At 28.8% G+C, this 20,619-nt stretch carries 22 protein-coding genes; 11 read left to right on the top strand and 11 right to left on the bottom strand.

All coding sequences use genetic code 11. The annotated features are described in order from the left end of the window. Window positions 1–6 precede the first annotated feature (6 nt). The 11 genes from KGF46_RS17315 to rpmH form a co-directional block, all read right to left on the bottom strand. Window positions 7–873, bottom strand: coding sequence for a ParB/RepB/Spo0J family partition protein (locus KGF46_RS17315; protein WP_227828570.1), 867 nt, complete (start codon window positions 871–873; stop codon window positions 7–9). A gap of 1 nt (window position 874) precedes the next feature. Continuing rightward, window positions 875–1,648: a ParA family protein gene (locus KGF46_RS17310; RefSeq protein ID WP_227828569.1), complete on the bottom strand. Its 774-nt coding sequence runs from the start codon at window positions 1,646–1,648 to the stop codon at window positions 875–877. Window positions 1,649–1,782: 134 nt separating this feature from the next. Beyond that, window positions 1,783–2,568 (bottom strand): nucleoid occlusion protein, encoded by a 786-nt coding sequence (noc, locus tag KGF46_RS17305; protein WP_227839150.1) that lies wholly within the window; start codon window positions 2,566–2,568, stop codon window positions 1,783–1,785. 164 nt (window positions 2,569–2,732) lie between these two features. Further along, complete coding sequence (rsmG, locus tag KGF46_RS17300) at window positions 2,733–3,452, bottom strand: 16S rRNA (guanine(527)-N(7))-methyltransferase RsmG (RefSeq protein WP_227842987.1); 720 nt, start codon at window positions 3,450–3,452, stop codon at window positions 2,733–2,735. Further along, on the bottom strand, window positions 3,445–5,340 hold the full coding sequence (mnmG, locus tag KGF46_RS17295; RefSeq protein WP_227839152.1) for a tRNA uridine-5-carboxymethylaminomethyl(34) synthesis enzyme MnmG: 1,896 nt from the start codon (window positions 5,338–5,340) through the stop codon (window positions 3,445–3,447). The genes rsmG and mnmG overlap by 8 nt, the downstream gene beginning before the upstream one ends. A gap of 122 nt (window positions 5,341–5,462) precedes the next feature. Continuing rightward, on the bottom strand, window positions 5,463–6,842 hold the full coding sequence (mnmE, locus tag KGF46_RS17290) for a tRNA uridine-5-carboxymethylaminomethyl(34) synthesis GTPase MnmE (protein ID WP_227839153.1): 1,380 nt from the start codon (window positions 6,840–6,842) through the stop codon (window positions 5,463–5,465). Window positions 6,843–6,951: 109 nt separating this feature from the next. Beyond that, window positions 6,952–7,581, bottom strand: coding sequence for an RNA-binding cell elongation regulator Jag/EloR (gene jag, locus KGF46_RS17285; RefSeq protein ID WP_227828565.1), 630 nt, complete (start codon window positions 7,579–7,581; stop codon window positions 6,952–6,954). Continuing rightward, window positions 7,550–8,257 (bottom strand): YidC/Oxa1 family membrane protein insertase, encoded by a 708-nt coding sequence (locus KGF46_RS17280; protein ID WP_227828564.1) that lies wholly within the window; start codon window positions 8,255–8,257, stop codon window positions 7,550–7,552. The genes jag and KGF46_RS17280 overlap by 32 nt, the downstream gene beginning before the upstream one ends. A 31-nt stretch (window positions 8,258–8,288) precedes the next feature. Further along, entirely contained in the window at window positions 8,289–8,540 is a 252-nt protein-coding gene (yidD, locus tag KGF46_RS17275; protein ID WP_227436574.1) for a membrane protein insertion efficiency factor YidD, read from the bottom strand. A 32-nt stretch (window positions 8,541–8,572) separates the two neighbouring features. Further along, window positions 8,573–8,917, bottom strand: a complete 345-nt coding sequence (gene rnpA / locus KGF46_RS17270) for a ribonuclease P protein component (RefSeq protein WP_227828563.1) — start codon at window positions 8,915–8,917, stop codon at window positions 8,573–8,575. Between the two features lie 77 nt (window positions 8,918–8,994). Then, window positions 8,995–9,132 (bottom strand): 50S ribosomal protein L34, encoded by a 138-nt coding sequence (gene rpmH / locus KGF46_RS17265; RefSeq protein WP_003420485.1) that lies wholly within the window; start codon window positions 9,130–9,132, stop codon window positions 8,995–8,997. Window positions 9,133–9,790: 658 nt separating this feature from the next. Between rpmH and dnaA the strand changes: the two genes are divergently transcribed. The 11 genes from dnaA to KGF46_RS17210 all read left to right on the top strand — a co-directional run bounded on the left by dnaA (window position 9,791) and on the right by KGF46_RS17210 (window position 20,420). Then, window positions 9,791–11,110 (top strand): chromosomal replication initiator protein DnaA, encoded by a 1,320-nt coding sequence (gene dnaA, locus KGF46_RS17260; protein WP_255287852.1) that lies wholly within the window; start codon window positions 9,791–9,793, stop codon window positions 11,108–11,110. A gap of 241 nt (window positions 11,111–11,351) precedes the next feature. Further along, entirely contained in the window at window positions 11,352–12,458 is a 1,107-nt protein-coding gene (gene dnaN / locus KGF46_RS17255; RefSeq protein WP_227436578.1) for a DNA polymerase III subunit beta, read from the top strand. A 137-nt stretch (window positions 12,459–12,595) separates the two neighbouring features. After that, window positions 12,596–12,802 (top strand): S4 domain-containing protein YaaA, encoded by a 207-nt coding sequence (yaaA, locus tag KGF46_RS17250; protein ID WP_227436580.1) that lies wholly within the window; start codon window positions 12,596–12,598, stop codon window positions 12,800–12,802. A 16-nt stretch (window positions 12,803–12,818) separates the two neighbouring features. Beyond that, window positions 12,819–13,934, top strand: a complete 1,116-nt coding sequence (recF, locus tag KGF46_RS17245; protein WP_227828562.1) for a DNA replication/repair protein RecF — start codon at window positions 12,819–12,821, stop codon at window positions 13,932–13,934. Further along, window positions 13,935–15,836 (top strand): DNA topoisomerase (ATP-hydrolyzing) subunit B, encoded by a 1,902-nt coding sequence (gene gyrB, locus KGF46_RS17240; RefSeq protein ID WP_227828561.1) that lies wholly within the window; start codon window positions 13,935–13,937, stop codon window positions 15,834–15,836. A 19-nt stretch (window positions 15,837–15,855) separates the two neighbouring features. Further along, window positions 15,856–18,282: a DNA gyrase subunit A gene (gene gyrA / locus KGF46_RS17235; RefSeq protein ID WP_227828560.1), complete on the top strand. Its 2,427-nt coding sequence runs from the start codon at window positions 15,856–15,858 to the stop codon at window positions 18,280–18,282. A gap of 68 nt (window positions 18,283–18,350) precedes the next feature. Then, complete coding sequence (locus tag KGF46_RS17230; protein ID WP_227436588.1) at window positions 18,351–18,647, top strand: YtxH domain-containing protein; 297 nt, start codon at window positions 18,351–18,353, stop codon at window positions 18,645–18,647. Then, window positions 18,647–18,907 carry a hypothetical protein gene (locus tag KGF46_RS17225; RefSeq protein WP_054272124.1) on the top strand — a complete coding sequence of 87 codons (261 nt, stop codon included), beginning with the start codon at window positions 18,647–18,649 and terminating at the stop codon, window positions 18,905–18,907. The genes KGF46_RS17230 and KGF46_RS17225 overlap by 1 nt, the downstream gene beginning before the upstream one ends. An 11-nt stretch (window positions 18,908–18,918) precedes the next feature. Then, window positions 18,919–19,236, top strand: a complete 318-nt coding sequence (locus KGF46_RS17220; RefSeq protein ID WP_227436590.1) for an STAS domain-containing protein — start codon at window positions 18,919–18,921, stop codon at window positions 19,234–19,236. A gap of 3 nt (window positions 19,237–19,239) precedes the next feature. After that, a complete protein-coding gene (locus tag KGF46_RS17215; RefSeq protein WP_227828557.1) occupies window positions 19,240–19,647 on the top strand; it encodes an ATP-binding protein in 408 nt (135 codons plus the stop codon). Then, on the top strand, window positions 19,647–20,420 hold the full coding sequence (locus KGF46_RS17210) for a SigB/SigF/SigG family RNA polymerase sigma factor (RefSeq protein ID WP_227436593.1): 774 nt from the start codon (window positions 19,647–19,649) through the stop codon (window positions 20,418–20,420). The genes KGF46_RS17215 and KGF46_RS17210 overlap by 1 nt, the downstream gene beginning before the upstream one ends. Window positions 20,421–20,619 lie beyond the last annotated feature (199 nt).

The raw sequence follows: 20,619 nt of genomic DNA, 5'->3' as shown, positions 1-20,619 counted from the left end.
TGTGTGTTATTCAAGAAGCATTGATACAATACTGTTTAAATCATCGTCATTATAGTATTCTATCTCTATTTTACCTTTTTTCTTACCTTTAGAAATATTTACTTTAGTTCCAAAAATATTTCTAAGTTTATCTTCTACATCTAAAATAAATACATCCTTAGGCTTAGACTTTTTTGGCATATCTTCTTCTTTATTTTCAGATATTTTTTTTGCAATATTTTCAACCTCTCTTACAGAGAGTTCTTCCTCTTCTATCTTTTTTGCGATTTGTAATTGTAATTTTTTATCTACAATCCTTAACAGAGCCTTTCCATGACCTGCTGTGATTTTACCACTATCTATCATGTCTATAACATCTTGTCCTAGATTTAAAAGTCTCAAAGTGTTAGTTATATGAGGTCTACTTTTACCAACAGCTTCTGATATTTCTTCTTGAGTTACACTATAGTGCTCTATTAAACTTTTATATGCTAGTGCTTCTTCTATCGAATTTAAATCTTCCCTCTGTAAGTTTTCAATTAAAGCTATCTCCATTATATCTTTCATCTCTATATCTTTAATTATAGCAGGCATTTGACTTTTATTTGCAAGTTTTGATGCTCTAAATCTTCTTTCACCAGCTATTATCATGTACTTATTATTTTCATCCCTTTTAACTACTATTGGTTGTAGTACACCATAATTTTTTATAGACTCAGATAATACTTTTATTTTTTCTTCATCAAATTGCTTTCTCGGCTGAACTTCGTTTGGATATATTTTGTCTATATCTATATTAACTATTTCTTTATCTGAAGTTTCTCCTTTGATTTCTGGTATCAATGCACTAAGACCTCGACCCAATCTATTACTTCTTTTAGACTTATTCTCCATACTACCACTCCTCCTCTTCTAAATCTATAAATTCTTCTGCTAGTTCCAAATAAGCTACAGACCCTCTACATCTTTTATCATAGTAAATTGCTGGTTTACCATGACTAGGAGCTTCTGCAAGCCTTACATTTCTTGGAATTAGAGTTGTATATACACTTCCTTTAAAGTACTTTTTAACTTCTTCAACAACTTGTATCGATAGATTAGCTCTTCCATCAAACATACTTAAAACAACACCTTGAATTTCTATATCTGTATTTAATCTTGATTTTACTAATTTTATAGTTTCCATTAATTGACTTACACCTTCTAAGGCATAATATTCACATTGTATAGGAATTAAAACACTATCTACAGCCGTTAGACAATTTATTGTAAGCATCCCAAGTGAAGGTGGGCAATCCAAAAATATATAGTCATATTCATCCTTTACTACTTTTATGGAATTTTTTAAAATATACTCTCTATTACTTATTGATGCAAGCTCTATCTCTGCACCTGCTAGTTCCGTAGCTGATGGAACTATATCTACATTTTCAAACTCTGTTTTTATTATTGCTTCTTTAATATGCAAACCATCTAACATAATCTCATAGATTGTATTTTCCACTTCATTTTTATCAATACCATATCCACTAGTTGTATTTCCTTGAGGGTCCAAATCTAATACTAATATCTTTTTTCCTAAGGTTCCTAAACTGGCACTTAAATTTACATTTGTTGTAGTTTTTCCGACTCCGCCCTTTTGATTAAATATAGCTATAACTTTGCCCATGATGTTCCCCCCTTTAAGAATTAAATTAATTTTAAATATTGACTAGTTGCTTTTATAATTATAAATAATGTCTATAAATCAATTTATATTACAAGGCTTGTTTAAAAAAAAAGATTACTGGTAAGCAGTAATCTCTATTTTTTAGGGATTTTTACAACAACTTCCATATAATCTCCCTTATCTATTTCATTATACTTAGCATCAATTCCTGTATTTGATATAGCATCAAAGGCTTGCTTTATAGTATTTATGTAAATTCTTATACTCATAGCACCCTTTATATTCTGTTTTTTATCAGGCTCTTCTTGAATTTCAATTTCTTCTAGTATATCTTGTATCAGTTTTTCTGTTTTTTTAACAGTCAATTCATTCTTTATGACCTTTTCTAGTACACTTTTCATTAAATCTTCACTTGGTAATTTAAGGAATGCTCTAGCATGTCTTTCTGTTAAATTATTCTCTATTAGCTTCATTTTTATATCGTTTGGAAGCTTTAATATTCTAAGCTTGTTTGCTACAGTAGATTGATTTTTGCCTAATTTTTCTGCTAATTGCTGTTGAGTAAAAGCATGCTCTTTTATTAAGTTTTCATAGCCAATTGCTTCTTCAATAAAATTTAAGTCTTCTCGTTGCAAATTTTCTAATAACGCTAGAACAGCAGAAGATTCATCGTCCATATTATTTATAATTGCTGGGATAGTTTTAAGCTCTGCTAACTTAGCTGCTCTTAATCTTCTCTCTCCAGCAATTAGTTCATATTTACCATCTTTTGCTCTAACTGTTATAGGTTGAATTATACCATATACCTTTATAGAATTGCTCAATTCCTCCAATGAAACTTGTGAAAATATTTTTCTTGGTTGGTATGGATTTGGAACTATATCTTCTATAGGTATCTCCATAACTCTTTTATCTTCCATAACATACCTCTCTTATTTTAGATATAAATATTTTTGTTCTCTATATGTACATACAATTTTATTTCTGCATCTACTTTAATAATTCCTTTATTTTTGTTTGTTTTAAGGCAACCTTAATTATTTCTCAGGAAATAATTAAGGTTGCCTACTAATTAATAGCTTGATTATTTAATAGGATTTTTAGCTGGTTTACCAGCTTTTCTAGGGTATTTAACTGGTGTTTCATGTATCTTTTTAAAAACTAATATATTATGATTTAAATCTATTTCTGGTAATTCTACATCTATTTTTTCGACAAACTCTAATCCTAAAGTATCTATAGCCTTTTTTGATTCCTCTAATTCTAGATTAGCATTTGGACCTTTTAAACAAATAAAATATCCTCCTACTTTTACAAATGGTACACAAAATTCCATAAGAATTGGTAATCCAGCTACAGCTCTTGCTGTAGCAATATCATACTTTTCCCTGTACTTTTCATCTTTTCCAAAATCTTCAGCTCTTCCATGTATAAATGTAATACCCTCTAGTTCTAATGCTCTGCCAACTTCTTCTAAAAAGTTTATTCTTTTATTTAAAGAGTCTAATAAAGTTAATTTTAATCCATCTAAACATATTCTTAGTGGTATACCTGGAAAACCAGCACCTGTACCAACATCTATTATAGACATACCATCTTTTATATATCCATTTTTTACAGCTGAAATAGAGTCTAAAAAGTGTTTTATATATACTTCTTTTTCATCCTCTATTCCTGTAAGGTTCATTTTTTGATTCCAATCAACTAATATATCTCTATATGTTTTAAATTTTTGTAACATATTATCATTTGTATCTATATTAAAATTTTCAATTCCATTTTTTAGAAGTTCTATATTATTCACCTTTGCCACCTCTAGTCCTTCTAACTTGTTCAAGGTGTATAAGTAAGACTGATATATCAGCTGGAGAAACACCTGATATACGAGATGCTTGACCTATTGAAATAGGTTTTATATCGTCTAGTTTTTGTCTTGCTTCTAGTCTAAGTCCTTCTATTGATGAATAATTTATTTTTTCATCTAATTTCTTATTCTCAAGCTTTTTAAATTGGTCTATTTGTTTTAATTGCTTGTCTATATAGCCTTCATACTTAGTCATTATCACACATTGTTCTTTAACTTCTCTTGAAACATCTTCACCAGCATCTTTTCCTAATTCTTCAAGTAACTCATAGGATACTTCTGGTCTTTTTAAAAACTCATACAATGATATTCCAACTTTTATTGGCGTTGCACCTTTTTCTTCTAATAAACTATTTACTTCTTTTGGTGTAACCCTTTCACGCTTTAATCGCTCAAATTCTTTTTCTACAGCATTCTTTTTATTTATGAATCTTTCATATCTATCTTCTTTAACTAGTCCTAATTCATAACCTTTTTGAGTTAATCTCATATCAGCATTATCTTGTCTTAAATACAATCTATATTCTGCTCTTGATGTCATCATTCTATAAGGTTCATTAGTTCCTTTTGTGACAAGGTCATCTAATAATACACCTATATATGCTTCTGATCTATCTAATACAAAAGGTTCTTTTCCTTCTATCTTTCTGACAGCATTTATACCAGCCATAAGTCCTTGAGCTGCTGCTTCTTCATATCCAGAAGTTCCATTAAATTGCCCTGCACTAAATAAGTTTTCAACACCTTTTATTTCTAAACTTATTTTTAATTGTGTTGGGTCAACACAATCATATTCTATAGCATATGCAGGTCTCATTATCTTACAGTTTTCAAGCCCCTTTATAGTTTTATACATATCTAATTGAACTTCAAAAGGTAAACTAGTTGATATACCTTGAATATACATTTCTTTAGTATTCAGTCCCTCTGGCTCTATAAACAATTGATGTGAAGTTTTATCACTAAATCTTACTACTTTATCTTCTATCGAAGGACAATATCTTGGCCCAGTACTTTCTATCACGCCACTATACATAGCAGACCTTTTTAAATTATCTAGTATAACTTTTTGAGTATCTTCAGTAGTTCTTGTTAAATAACAAGGTTCTTGCTCTTTCTCTATGTTTTCATTCATAAATGAGAAAGGAGTTACTTTTTCATCGCCTTCTTGTAGAGACATTACAGAGAAATCTATACTATCTCTATGGACTCTTGCTGGTGTTCCTGTTTTAAATCTTCTCATTCTAAGACCTAATTCAACTAAACTATCTGTAAGATATTTTGCATATCCTAATGCATTAGGCCCTTCGTAAAATGCTACCTCACCCATATATATTTTTGAATTTAAATAAACTCCAGTAGCTAATATTACAGCTTTAGATTTAAATGAACATCCTAGTTTAGTTCCAACACCTATTACAACATTTCCTTCATGTAATATTTCTACAACTTCATCCATAGCTATATCAAGATTTGGCTCATTTTCTAATGTTTTTTTCATTTCTTCATGGTATTTAAATTTATCTGCTTGGGCTCTTAAAGAATGAACTGCTGGTCCTTTAGCAGTATTTAACATTCTACTTTGTATATATGTCTTGTCTATATTTAGTCCCATTTGACCACCTAAAGCATCTATCTCTTTTACTAATTGACCTTTACCCGTTCCACCAATTGATGGATTGCAAGGCATTAATGCAATAGAATCTAAAGACATTGTTATTATCAAAGTTTTATATCCCATTCTTGCAGTAGCTAAAGCAGCTTCACATCCCGCGTGACCTGCTCCAACTACTATAACATCATATTTTCCTGCTTCAAACTTTATCATTTATAATTCCTTTCTTTTTAATATTAATGTTTCATGAGAAACACTATAAAATATCTATAATTTCTATAATAAAAAATGAAATTTATTACTTTTATATCTTCTTTCCTTTTGCATTTTATATCCTATTTTCCTATACAGAAGTTATGGAATATATTATCTAGTAAATCCTCTGTTACTGTATCCCCATTAATATATCCAAGGTAATCCCATATATTTTTTAAATCTACTTCTACAAAATCAAATGGCATACTTTGTTCTAGAGCAATTAAAGCATCTGTTGCAGACTTATATGCCTTACCAAGTGCATCTTTATGTCTAGAATTAGTTACTACTAAGCTAGAATTGTTTTTGATACTTCCTTTATATACCATAGACTCTATCTTATCTTGTAACGCTTCTATTCCTTCTTGTTGTAAAGCTGATATTCTTATTATACTATTATTTTCTACATATTTAAGTATTTTTTCTTCTTCAATCTCTTGTTTTAAGTCATTTTTATTTAATAGCACTATTGTTTGTTTATCTTTAAGCTTCTTTAATATTTCTATATCTTCTTCTGACAACTTTCTTGATGCATCTAAAACCATTATAATTAAATCAGCACTTGTAAATGATTCTTTAGATTTCTCAACTCCTATTTTTTCAACTATATCATCAGTATCTCTTATACCTGCTGTATCAACTATCTTAAGAGGTATACCTTTTATATTCACAAATTCCTCTATGACATCTCTAGTAGTTCCTGGTATGTCTGTAACTATAGCTCTGTTTTCTCCCAAAATAGAGTTAAGCAGTGAAGATTTTCCTACATTTGGTTTACCAACAATTACTGTTTTCAAGCCTTCTCTAAGTATTTTCCCACTTTCAGCTGTATCATATAATTTTTTAATTTCTTTTTTAAGCTCGCCAGTTTTATCCTTAAGTGTTTGATATGTTATATGTTCAATATCTTCTTCAGGATAATCTATAGCAACTTCTACATGTGCCAGTATCTCAGTAACTTTATCTCTTAAGTCTCTTATCTTCTTTGATAGAGAACCCTCTAGTTGGTTTTGGGCAACTTCATGAGCTATATCGGTTTTTGCCTTTATAACATCTATTACTGCTTCTGCTTGAGATAAATCTATTCTTCCATTTAAAAATGCTCTTTTAGTAAATTCCCCAGCTTCTGCCAATCTAACATCTTTAGATAATATTAATTCTAAAATTTTCTTTACTGAAATAAATCCGCCATGGCAATTTATTTCTATAACATCTTCTCCTGTATATGAATTTGGACCTTTCATATATGCCAATAATACTTCATCTATTACATTTTCATTATCTACAATATTTCCATATATTAATGTTCTTTTATTATAATCTTTAATACTCTTTCCTGACATGGACTTAAAGATTTCTTCTGCAACTTTTAAAGCTTTTTCTCCACTTATTCTCAGTATACCTATGCCACCTTCTCCAGGTGCTGTAGCTATAGCCGCTATTGTATCATCTATAAACAAATTTATCACCTCTTAATTTATAATTTTTACATATAGATTTATTTTTAACCAATTGCAATGATTTAATAAGATTAAAAAATAAAACCCCCTAATGTTTAGGAGGTTGATTTTATCTTTTACACTCAATTACTAATCTTCTATATGGATCGGTTCCTTCACTATATGTAATTACATATTTGTCATTTTGAAGAGCTGAATGTATTATTCTTCTCTCATATGGATTCATATAATCTAATTTTTTAGTTTTTCTTGTTTTCGCTACTTCTCTAGCAACCTTATTAGCATATCTTATTAAAGACTCTTCTCTTTTTGACCTATAGTTTTCTATATCTACAAGTACTCTTGTATGAGAGTCTTTATTTATTTTATTAAGAGCTAATCCAGTTAAAAATTGAATAGAATCTAAAGTTTCCCCTCTTCTACCAATTAAACTTGCAGCTTCTTTGCCTTCAATATCAACCATGATTAAATTATCTTTTTGAGATACATTGACTTTGGCATCAACATTTGCATTTTTCAACATTACCTCTATAAAATTTTTAGCTACATCTAGTTCCCTTTCAATAACAAAAATTTCATAGGTACCATCTTTAGCACCTATAAAACCTAAAAACCCCTTGCTTGGATTTTCTAGTATTTCTACCTCTATATCCTCTACTTTTAAATTTAACTCTGCTATAGCCTTATTTATAGCTTCTTCTTTACTTTTACTTTTTATTAATTTTAGGCTTTTTCTCATTAACTTTTTCCTCCTTAGAGTTAGCAGCCAGCTTAGCTTTTAAAGGATTCATTATTAAGTAATACTGAGCTATTGAGAATAAGTTACTTACTGTCCAGTACAATGTAAGTCCTGCTGGGAATATAAATCCCCAATAGAAAGACATCCCTGCCATTACATATGTCATTACTTTCATAGAGCCTTGTAGTTGGTCCTTTGGAGTCATTACTTTTTGCATTACATATGCACTTGCTCCTGAAAATACTGCTAATACATAATCTGGTGCTGTTAAACTTTTTATCCATAAAAACCCATTGTCAGCCGCCATAAATGCAGCTTGATTTGCAAAAACGCCATGAGCAACTGGCTCTCTTAAAACGCTAAATAATCCTATTAATATAGGAAACTGTATTAATAAAGGTAAACAACCAGATAGTGGATTAATTTTAGCTTCTCCATATAACTTAACAATTTCTTCATTTTGTTTTTCTGGCTTATTTTTATATTTTTCTTGTATCTCTTTTATACGAGGTTGTATATCTTGCATTGCCTTTGTTGACTTAGTCTGTTTAACTGTTAATGGTAGTAAAACAATCTTTACAAGTATAGTAAAAATTATTATAGAAATACCATAATGGTTAACAAATTCAAATATTACCTTAAGAATTAATCCTAAGAAATTTCCTATTATATTCAATTTTTTTATACCTCCTAATAGTTACTCTCTTTTATTTTAGAGGGTCGTAACCTCCTGGATGAAAAGGATGACATTTTAGAAGTCTTCTTATCGTTAAGTACATACCTTTTACAAATCCATATTTTTTAAATGCCTCTATTGAATATTGTGAGCAAGTTGGATAGAATCTACAAGTAGGTCCCTTTAAGGGAGATATATACTTTTGATAAAATTTTACTAAATAAATACATAAATTCGATAAATACCTACTTATTTCCTTTAATATATAAATTATTTTATTCAAAGTTATTAACCTCCAGATTTATAGCATACAATTTAAAGAGAAATATCCGTTCTTTTAACTAAATTTTTTATAGACTTGTCTATATCTTTAAAACTAGCATCTTTACTAGATACTCTTGCTATAAATACTATATCATATCCAGGCTTAATTTTTTCATCAATATTTAATCTGTAAGCTTCTTTTATTAATCTTCTTACTCTATTTCTAGTGATAGCTTTTCCTACTTTCTTTGAAACAGAAATACCTATTCTACTATAATCTGATTTATTTTTAAGTATATATATTACTAAATATCTGTTTGCAAAAGATTTGCCGTGTTTATATACTTTTCTAAAATCAGAGTCTTTTTTTAACCCTTTTGTCCTATTAAAGTCCATAGTTAACCTCCATAAACACAGCTATGCATTGTAATTATTTACACAAAAAGGCCACCTTTGCAGCGGCCCTTTTGTAATTAATGAGTTAATCTATTTCTTCCTTTAGCTCTTCTTCTTTTTAACACGTTTCTTCCGTTAGACGTCTTCATTCTTTTTCTGAAACCATGTTCTTTACTTCTTTGTCTCTTTTTTGGTTGATAAGTTCTTTTACTCATTATTTTGCACCGCCTTTCAGATTTCATTTTCCGTTTATAAAAATAATAACTTTACCCTCAAAGTAAACATAACACATATAATTATAAATACTTTTACTATCGTTGTCAACGAGTTTTTGGTATGCTTGCATCACAAAATCTACCATATATATATTATGTATTTTTTTTATTGAAAATACTAGTAAAAATCTATTTAATTTTATTCTAAATTATTTTTTTCAATTATATACACAAATAAAGTAAATTTAACATGTTTATATTTTTATCAACAATTAGTTAATATTGTGGATAAATTAGTTACAAATCATTGAAGTTTGACATATATTTTGATATTATAAATATACTTGTTGATAATGTGCATAAATGTTATCAACTTATTAGAAATTATTCACAGCTTGTGGATACTTTTGTGTATAACTTTTAAGATTACTGACAATACTCTAGTTATAATCACCATTTATTGTATGTTTATGTTATTTATAACTTTATCTACATATTGTTTATATCTTTTCATATTTTTTTAATAATTTATACTATTATTAATTTATCAACACCATTATCCATAAATTTAGTTATTCTGTAAAATTTATATATATTTTTGCTTTTCTGTTAATAACTTTGTGGAAAATATTAATTATTCTGTTCGGAGGTTTATATTATGGATATAGTTTCTTTATGGGACAAAACCCTACAATTAATAAAAGGTGACTTAACTTCAGTAAGTTTTAATACCTTTTTTAAAAACATCGTACCATTAAAAATACATCTTAATGACTTGATACTACTAGCTCCTAGCGATTTCAATAAAGATATTCTAGAAAATAGATATTTGCATTTAATTGAAGATGCTATAAATCAACTGTCATTAAAAAAGTATAATATTAAATTTGTATTGAGCGAAAAAGAAGTTGCTGACCTAAATTCTGATAGTACAGATTTAAATTACAGAGTACTTTACCCTAACCTGAATCCAAAATACACATTTGATACGTTCGTTATTGGTAATAGCAATAGATTTGCTCATGCTGCATGTGTTGCAGTTGCTGAATCTCCTGCTAAAGCTTACAATCCACTTTTTTTGTATGGAGGAGTTGGTTTAGGTAAAACCCATTTAATGCACGCTATTGGACATCACATCGTCAGCCAAAAAAAGGATTCAAAAGTTGTTTATGTTTCTTCAGAAAAATTTACTAATGAACTTATAAACTCTATAAAAGATGATAAAAATGAAGAATTTAGAAATAAATATAGAAACGTAGATGTCTTATTAATTGATGATATTCAATTTATAGCTGGGAAAGAAAGAACTCAAGAAGAGTTTTTCCATACATTTAATACTCTTCATGAGGCAAATAAACAGATAATTATCTCTAGTGATAGACCGCCAAAAGACATACCTACACTAGAAGATAGATTAAGATCGAGATTTGAAATGGGACTTATAACTGATATTCAGGCCCCAGACTTTGAAACAAGAATTGCTATACTTAGAAAAAAGGCTCAACTAGAACGTATAGAAGTGCCAAATGAAGTTATGTCATATATAGCAAAAAATATTAAGTCAAACATAAGGGAACTAGAAGGTGCCCTAACTAGAGTAGTTGCTTACTCTTCTCTTAGTAATAGAGTGATATCTTTTGATCTTGCTACAGAAGCATTAAAAGATATTATAACAACTTCTAAAAATGAAGAAATCAATGTGCTTAGAATAAAAGAAAAAGTTTCTTCTGTATTTAATTTAAAAATGGAAGATTTTAATTCTAAAAAAAGAACTCGTTCAATAGCTTTTCCAAGACAAATAGCTATGTATTTAACGCGCGAACTTACTGACTTATCTCTTCCTAAAATAGGCGAAGAATTTGGAGGAAGAGATCATACAACAGTAATTCATGCTCATGACAAAGTATCTAAAGACATAAAAGAAAGTGAAGAAATTAAGACTAAAATAGACAAAATTATATCAGATTTAAAGGGATAATTTATACACAATTGTCTGTTTATATCTATTGAATAACTTGTTTATATCTTTTTATCTTAAAATTTATTAACAAATAATTAAGTCTAAAATAACAAAGATATCAACATCTTATACACATGTTGATATCTTTGTATTTATAATGTTACATATACTTATTAACATTATCAACAACACCTACTACTATTACTACTATGATTTTAACTTATTTTTTTATATAAAAAGCCAGAGGAGGTTATCCACATTGAAAATAATTTGTAATCAAAAAATCCTAGCAAATAGAATTGGGATTGCTCAAAAAGCTATTAATGGAAAAACAACAATAGAACTATTAAAAGGTATACTTATATCTACAGAAGAAGGTCAATTAAAACTTACTGGATATGATGCAGAGATAGGAATAGAAACTTATGTACAAGCAGAGATTATAGAAAAAGGTGATGTTGTTGTAGATGCAAGATTATTTGGAGATATAATTAGAAAACTACCAGATTCTTTTGTTGAGATAGAAACAGATTCAGAAAATAATATTTACATAAATTGTGTAAATTCAAGATTTAAAATTAAAGGATATGCAGCTAAAGAATTTCCTAAGCTACCAGAATTAAATGAAGAAGATTTATATAGCATACCTCAAGAACTCCTAAAAAATATGATTAAACAAACTGTATTTGCTATTTCACAAGATCAAACAAAACCTGTTTTAATGGGAGAACTTCTAGAAATTGTAGATAAAAATTTAAATTTAGTAGCAATTGATGGCTATAGATTGGCTGTAAAAAGCTGCTCAGTTGATAGCTTAACTGAAAATATAAAAGTAATAATTCCAGGAAAGACACTTATAGACGTAAATAGCTTGCTTTCTGGAGAGGATAATGTTAAAGTTGGATTTAACGAAAAAAATGCTATTTTTATAATTAATGATACAAAAATTATTACAAGATTACTTGAAGGAGATTTTATTGATTATAAAAAATTGTTGCCAAGAGAGCATAACAGTAGAGTAAAGTTAAATACTAAAGAACTTTTAAACAGCATAGAAAGAGCATCTTTATTGTCTCAATCAGAAAAAAATAACCTTATAAAATTATCTATAAGAGATAAAGTAATGGCAATTACTTCTAATACAGAAAAAGGAAATGTATATGAAGAAGTTGAAATAGATTTAGATGGAGATTATTTAGATATAGCTTTTAACTCTCGATACTTTATTGAAGGGTTGAAAAATATAGATAATGAGGAAATATTTATAGAATTTACTACAAATGTAAATCCTTGTATAATTAAACCAACAGATGATATTAATTATATTTACTTATTACTTCCAGTAAGAATATCATCCAATATATAGCAGACATTAAGGAGTTGTCTTTTGTAGAAAAATTTTTCTAATCTTAGGCAACTCCTTTTGCAAGTATTTTTATGGTATAATATACTTTTAATGTATTAATACCTATTTACCTAAAATAATGGCAAGGAGGAACTCTTATGACTGAAATAACTATAGAATCAGACTATATAAAGTTAGATCAATTCCTAAAATTAGCAGAGATTGCATCAACTGGAGGTCATGCAAAATTTTTAATTCAAGAAGGTCTAGTGACAGTAAATGATGAAATAGAATTAAGAAGAGGGAAAAAGATAAAATCAGGAGATATAGTTGAGATAGAGGGAACTAAAATAAAAGTATTGTAAAAAAGGAGAACTTTTTGTGAAACTTAAAAGTTTGCAGCTTGTTAATTTTAGAAATTATGAAAAGTTGCATCTGGAATTTAATGGGAAAGTGAATCTTCTTGTTGGAAAAAATGGTCAAGGAAAGACAAATATAGTAGAATCTATTTATATGCTTTCTTTTGGCAAATCATTTAGAACCAACAAAGATAGAGAAATGGTTAGATTTAATAGTGAAAATTTATATGTTGGAGGAAGTTTTTCAAAATATAATAAATATAGTCTAATAGAGCTAATTATTGGAAAAGATAAAAAGGGGATACGAATAAATAAAGTCCCTTTGCAAAAAATGCAGGAATTACTTGGCAACTTAAATGTTGTCATATTTTCACCTGAAGATTTAAGACTGGTTAAAGAGGGTCCTAAAGAGAGAAGGACTTTTATAGATAAAGAGATTAGCCAAATTATTCCTAAATATTATAATTATCTTACTAATTACAATAAAATACTTTCTCAAAGAAGTAGAGTGCTAAAAAGCATTCATGTTGATGAAGCTTTATTAGATGTATATGATGATACACTAGCAAAATATGGAAGTTATATTTATATTTTACGCAGAGACTTTATAAAAAAGATAGCTAATATATCTGAACATATGCATATGAATTTGACTAATGGAATTGAAAAATTATCAATCAAATATAAAACTCAAATAAATATAACTGATGAAGATACTATAGAAACAGTATATAATAAATTTTTAGCCAAGTTGTCATCAAATAGACCTAATGATATAGAATCTAGAACTACTAGATATGGTATACACAAAGATGACTTAAATATATTCATAAATGATTTAGATGCAAGACTTTTTGGTTCACAAGGTCAACAGAGAACTGCTTCAATATCATTAAAGCTGTCAGAGATAGAATTAATAAAAAATGAGGTTGAAGAATATCCAGTATTAATTTTAGATGATGTTTTTAGTGAGTTAGATGAAGCAAGACAAAAACTTTTAGTAAATAATTTAAGCAATGTTCAAATGTTTATAACAAGCGCTGAAATTTCACATAAAAAAATATTTGATGAAAAGGATGTTACAATATTTAATATTGAAAATGGCAATGTTATTAGCATAGAGAATGGAGGAAATTAAATGAAACAAGAATACGGTGCAAGTCAGATACAGGTATTAGAGGGATTAGAAGCCGTTAGAAAAAGACCAGGTATGTATATTGGTAGTACAAGCCCAAGAGGTTTACACCACTTAGTTTATGAAGTTGTAGATAATAGTATAGATGAGGCTTTACAAGGATATTGTTCACATATATATGTATCTATTAATGAAGATGGCAGTATTTTAGTAAAAGATGACGGAAGAGGTATCCCAGTCGAAGTACATCCTAAGACTGGAAAATCAACTTTAGAAACAGTATTAACTAATCTTCATGCAGGAGGAAAATTTGGAGGCGGAGGATATAAAGTATCTGGAGGTCTTCATGGAGTTGGTGTTTCTGTAGTTAATGCATTATCAAAATGGATGACAGCAGAAGTTTATTTAAATGGAAAAATATATAAGCAGACATATGAAAAAGGTCTACCAACATCTAAGCTTGAAGTAGTTGGAGAATCTCAAAGTACAGGAACAATAATTCAATTTATGCCTGATGCTACAATATTTGATGAAATAGAGTTTAAATATGAAACATTGGAATATAGACTGAGAGAACTTTCTTTTTTAAATAAAGGAATAAAAATAGTATTTGAAGATAAAAGAGAAAATCAAGAAAAAAGAAAAGAATTTCACTATACAGGTGGTCTAGTAGAATATATTAAGTATTTAAATAAATCTAGAACTGGAATACATGATGACATAGTTTATATAGATAAAAAAGTTGACGATTGTATTGTCGAATTAGCTATGCAATATACAGATGGTTATACAGAGAACATATATTCTTTTGCAAATAATATAAATACACATGAAGGAGGAGTTCATTTAAGTGGATTTAAAGCAGCTCTTACTAAAACTGTAAATGATTATGCTAAGAGAAATAAATTCTTAAAAGAAAATGACGTTAACTTACTGGGTGAAGATATAAGAGAAGGCCTTACAGCTGTAGTATCAGTTAAATTACCAGAACCTCAATTTGAAGGGCAAACTAAAACAAAACTAGGTAATAGTTTTATGAGAGGTGTAGTTGATAGTGTAACAGTTGATGAACTTGGTTCTTTCTTAGAGGAAAATCCAACAACAGCTAGAATAATAGTTGATAAAGCTTTGAGAGCACAAAGAGCGAGAGAAGCTGCAAAGAAAGCAAGAGAATTAACAAGAAGAAAGAGTGTTTTAGAAAGCACATCTTTACCTGGAAAATTAGCAGATTGTGCAGAAAAAGACCCTGCTAAAAGTGAAATATTCTTAGTCGAAGGAGATTCAGCAGGAGGTTCAGCAAAACAAGGTAGAGACAGAAATAGCCAAGCGATACTTCCATTAAGAGGTAAGATACTTAATGTCGAAAAATCAAGACTAGATAGGATATTATCTTCAGACGAAATAAAAAATATGATAACAGCTTATGGTTGTGGTATAGGAGAAGATTTTGATATAGATAAGGCTAGATATCATAAAATCATAATTATGACCGATGCCGATGTAGATGGAGCTCATATAAGAACTTTACTACTAACATTCTTCTTTAGATATATGAGACCTCTTGTAGATGAGGGATATGTTTATGCAGCACAACCTCCTTTATACAAAGTAACAAAACAAAAAAAGGAATATTATGTTTATTCAGATAAAGAATTAAATATTTTATTAGATGAAATTGGAAGAAATGGTGTAGAGCTTCAAAGATATAAAGGTCTTGGAGAGATGAATGCAGAGCAATTATGGGACACTACTATGAATCCTGACACAAGAACTTTATTACAAGTAACTGTAGAAGATGCTGCAATTGCAGATGAAGTATTTTCAATGCTTATGGGTGATAAGGTTGCTCCAAGAAAAGAATTTATAGAAGAAAATGCAAGATTCGTTAGAAACTTAGATATATAGAGAGAGGGGATTAGTATACATGGAAGAAAATAACAAAATACTCCCTATTGAAATAGCGGAAGAAATGAAAAAATCGTATATCGATTATTCGATGAGTGTTATAGCTGGACGTGCTCTTCCTGATGTTAGAGATGGTCTAAAGCCAGTTCACAGAAGAATACTATACTCAATGAGTGAATTAAACTTAACACCAGATAAACCATATAGAAAGTCAGCCCGTATTGTTGGGGACGTTTTAGGGAAATACCATCCACATGGAGATACTGCTGTTTATTTTGCAATGGTAAGAATGGCTCAAGACTTTTCAACTAGAGCACTTTTAGTAGATGGGCATGGTAACTTTGGTTCTGTTGACGGAGACTCACCAGCTGCGATGCGTTATACAGAAGCTAAGATGAGTAAATTATCATTAGAATTATTAAGAGATATAGAAAAAGAAACTGTAGATTTTAAGCCAAACTTTGATGAATCATTAAAAGAACCTTCAGTACTACCAGCAAGGTATCCTAATCTATTAGTAAATGGATCTAATGGTATAGCTGTTGGTATGGCAACTTCAATACCTCCACATAATTTAGCTGAAGTAATTGATGCAACTGTACATTTGATTGACAATCCAGATTGTAGTGTTGAGGACTTAATAAAATTTATACAAGGTCCAGATTTTCCTACAGCTGCAATTATAATGGGTAAAGAGAATATAGCAGAGGCATATAGAACTGGAAGAGGTAAAGTTAAAGTTAGATCTAGAGCTTTTATAGAAGAACTTCCAAAAGGAAAACAACAGATAATAGTTACAGAAATACCTTATCAAGTAAATAAAGCTAAATTAGTTGAGAGAATAGCTGAATTAGTTAAAGAAAAAAGAATAGAAGGTATATCAGATTTAAGAGATGAAAGTAATAGAAATGGTATGAGAATTGTTATAGAATTAAAGAGAGATGCTAATGCTAATATAGTATTAAATAATCTGTATAAACATTCTCAAATGGAAGATACATTTAGTATAATAATGCTTGCTCTTGTAGATGGCCAACCAAGAGTTTTAAATCTTAAGCAAATACTATATCATTATATTAAACATCAAGAAGATGTTGTCACAAGAAGAACCAAATTTGAATTAAATAAAGCTGAAGCAAGAGCACATATTTTAGAAGGATTAAAAATTGCTTTAGATAATATAGATGCTGTTATAAGTTTGATAAGAGCTTCAAAAACAGGTCAAGAAGCTAAAATAGGTTTAGTAGAAAAATTCAATCTAACTGAAATTCAAGCTCAAGCTATACTAGATATGAGACTTCAAAGACTTACAGGTCTAGAAAGAGATAAGATAGAAGCTGAGTATGAAGATTTAATAAAGAAAATAAATAGATTAAAAGAAATTTTGGCTGATGAAAGATTACTTTTAAATGTAATAAAAGATGAAATGACAATAATAAAAGAAAATTATTCTGATGAAAGAAGAACAGAAATAAGACATGCTGAAGGCGAGATAGATATGAGAGATCTTATAAGTGATGAGGAAATAGCCATAACTCTTACTCACTTTGGATATATAAAAAGACTTCCATCTGATACTTATAAGAGCCAAAAAAGAGGTGGAAGAGGTATCTCAGCACTTACAACTAGAGAAGAAGATTTTGTAAGACATCTGATAACTACAACTACTCATAGTAGATTACTGTTCTTTACAAATAAGGGTAGAGTATTTAAATTAAATGCATATGAAATACCTGAAGGTAAGAGACAAGCAAAAGGTACTGCTATAGTAAACTTACTTCAATTATCAGCAGATGAAAAGATTGCAACTTTAATACCTATAGATGGTAATGATGAAAATGAATATTTATTACTTACAACTAAAAAAGGTATCGTTAAAAAGACTAAACGAGAAGAGTTTAAAAATATAAATAAATCTGGTCTTATTGCTATAGGTTTAAGAGATGATGATGAACTTATTGGAGTAGAGTTAACAGATGGAAAACAGGAAGTACTTTTAGTAACTAAAGAAGGTATGTCTATAAGATTTGATGAAAATGATATAAGATATATGGGTAGAACAGCAATGGGTGTAAAAGGTATAACTTTAAGTAAAAAAGACTTTGTTGTATCTATGAATCTTTGTAGCAAAGGTACAGATGTATTAGTTGTCAGTAGAAATGGTTTTGGTAAAAGAACAAATATAGAAGAATACAGAAGCCAAATAAGAGCAGGAAAAGGAATCAAAACTTATAACATATCTGAAAAAACTGGTACAATTGTTGGTGCAGAGATGGTCAATGAAGATGATGAGATAATGATTATAAATTCTGATGGAGTTCTTATTAGAATAAGAGTTAATGAAATTTCACTATTTGGAAGGGTTACAAGTGGTGTTAAATTAATGAAGACTAATGAAGAAGTGAATGTAGTTTCGATTGCTAAAATAAATATTGAAGAAGAATAGGATAAATATCCTATTCTTTTTGTATAATGTACTTAGATAAAAATTTAAAATTGAAAGGAGTAGTTATTATGTGTAATAAAAGAGGTTGTAAAAAAGGTGGATTTTTATTAATAGGAGCCATTTTAGGTTTTATATTTGGTATGTTTCTTGCACCAAAAAAAGGTTCTGAGTTAAGAAAAGAGACAAAAGATAAGTTTGATAAAGTGAAAGAAAACCCAAAAGAAGTTCTACATGAAACATTTAATGATGTTAAAGAGAGAATAATAACTTTAGTAGATGATGATAATAATGAGGAAGATATAAAAATTTCAGAAGAAGATATAGTAATAAGTAAAAGTTTTGACGACGAGGGAGATGTTAACTAATGAATGCATGGGGGTGGCAGATAGGAGCCGTATTAGTAGGTAGCTCGGCTCTTATAGTAGCAATTTATTTAGCTAAAACTCTAAATAGTTTAAATAAAGTTGTTGAAAAAGCTTATAAGATTGTAGATTACAATGAAAGACACATACAAGATATTGTTGAAAATGCATCATCAATATCAAAGGGAATAGATGATATAGTTTATGTAATTAATAAGATATTGAGTATAGGTAATATATTTAAAATTATTAAGAGGAAATAGGAGGTTTTTACATGTCTATGAATATAGATTCAAATTTAGATTCTCAAAATAAGTTTTGGAATGTTTGTATTGATGGAGAACTTGATGTCTCTACAGCAGATAAATTAAAAGAACATTTACATGGTTTAATAGAAAGAAACATGTTGGATGTAAAGATTAATCTTAAAGATTTAGATTATATAGATTCTACAGGTTTAGGGGCTATGATAGGTGTTTTAAAAAAACTAAAGATAAATGAAAAAGAAATATACATAGTAAATCCTAAGAGTAATGTTAGGAAAATTTTTACTATAACAGGTCTAGATAAAATATTTAAAGTGGAGGGATAAATTTTGGCTTGTGAAACTATAAAGATGGAAATTACTACAAATCCAGATTATGTAGGCATAATAAGATTAACAGCATCTGGGATTGCAAATAAAATGGGGTTTCCAATAGATGATATAGAAGATATAAAGGTAGCAGTATCAGAGGCATGTACAAATGCAATAAAACACAGTAATGATGATGTATTCAATATAGTATTTAATATTTTAGATGATGCAATTAATATAGAGATTCAAGATAGTGGAAAAGGATATGATGTTAGCTCAATAAGTACACCAGATTTAGAGAATCCAAAAGAAAGTGGTCTTGGATTATTTATAATTAAAACTTTAATGGATGATGTAGATATTGAATCAGAATGTAATCAAGGAACAAAAATAAAAATGACTAAGTATTTAGGAGTTGATATTTAATGAAAAATGTAGCTAATGCTACACATTACCTAAATATGGATACAAAAGAGCTATTTAATTTATATAATACAAATAAAAACGTAGATATCAGGAATATTCTTATTGAAAGACATCTATATTTAGCAAGGTTGTTAGCTAAGAAGTATATAAACAAGGGTGTTGACTTTGAAGACATATATCAAGTTGCTTCATTAGCATTAATTTATGCTATTGACAGATATGATGTTGAAAAGGGATTTGAATTCTCCAGTTTTGCAACACCAACTATAGTAGGAGAAATTAAAAAATATTTTAGAGATAAAGTATGGACACTTAGAGTACCAAGAAGAATACAAGAATTAAGCAAAAAAATAAGTGATGCTAAAATTAAACTAGAGCAAGAAAATAAAAAACATCCAAAGGTAAAAGATATCGCTGACTATATAGGGGTTAGTGAAGAAGATGTATTAGAGGCTATGGAAGCCTCTTATGGTTATCAACCTATGTCTTTAGATTCATCAAGTAATGATGATTCAGAAGACAAAGACATAACTCTTATTGATAAAATAGGAAAAGAAGAAGGTAATTTCGGAAGTATAGAATATGAAGATTTTATTAATAAGTTTATTGAAACTTTAAATGAGTTAGAAGTAAAAATATTTAAAGATAGATTTTTCTTCGATAAAACCCAGTCTAGTATAGCTAAAGAATTAGATATATCCCAAATGACTGTTTCTCGCTTAGAAAAAAAGGTCGTAGAAAAGCTAAAAAAAGAATATGAAAAAAATTTCTAAAAAAATATAAAAAAAGTATTGACCTACTGTTTGAATGATGGTATAGTATTACTTGTCCTTGAAAAAAAGGAACAAGAAAAAAATACGAACATTGAAAATTAAACAGTAGGTTAATTTATATTAAGAAACAAACCATAAAGCCAGATATTTTGATAACAATAGTATCTGAGCCTGATAAACTTTTATTTGAGAGTTTGAT

This window comes from Clostridioides sp. ZZV14-6153, from assembly GCF_020657855.1.
Lineage (GTDB): Bacteria > Bacillota > Clostridia > Peptostreptococcales > Peptostreptococcaceae > Clostridioides.
This window is presented reverse-complemented; position numbering and strand designations above follow the sequence as displayed.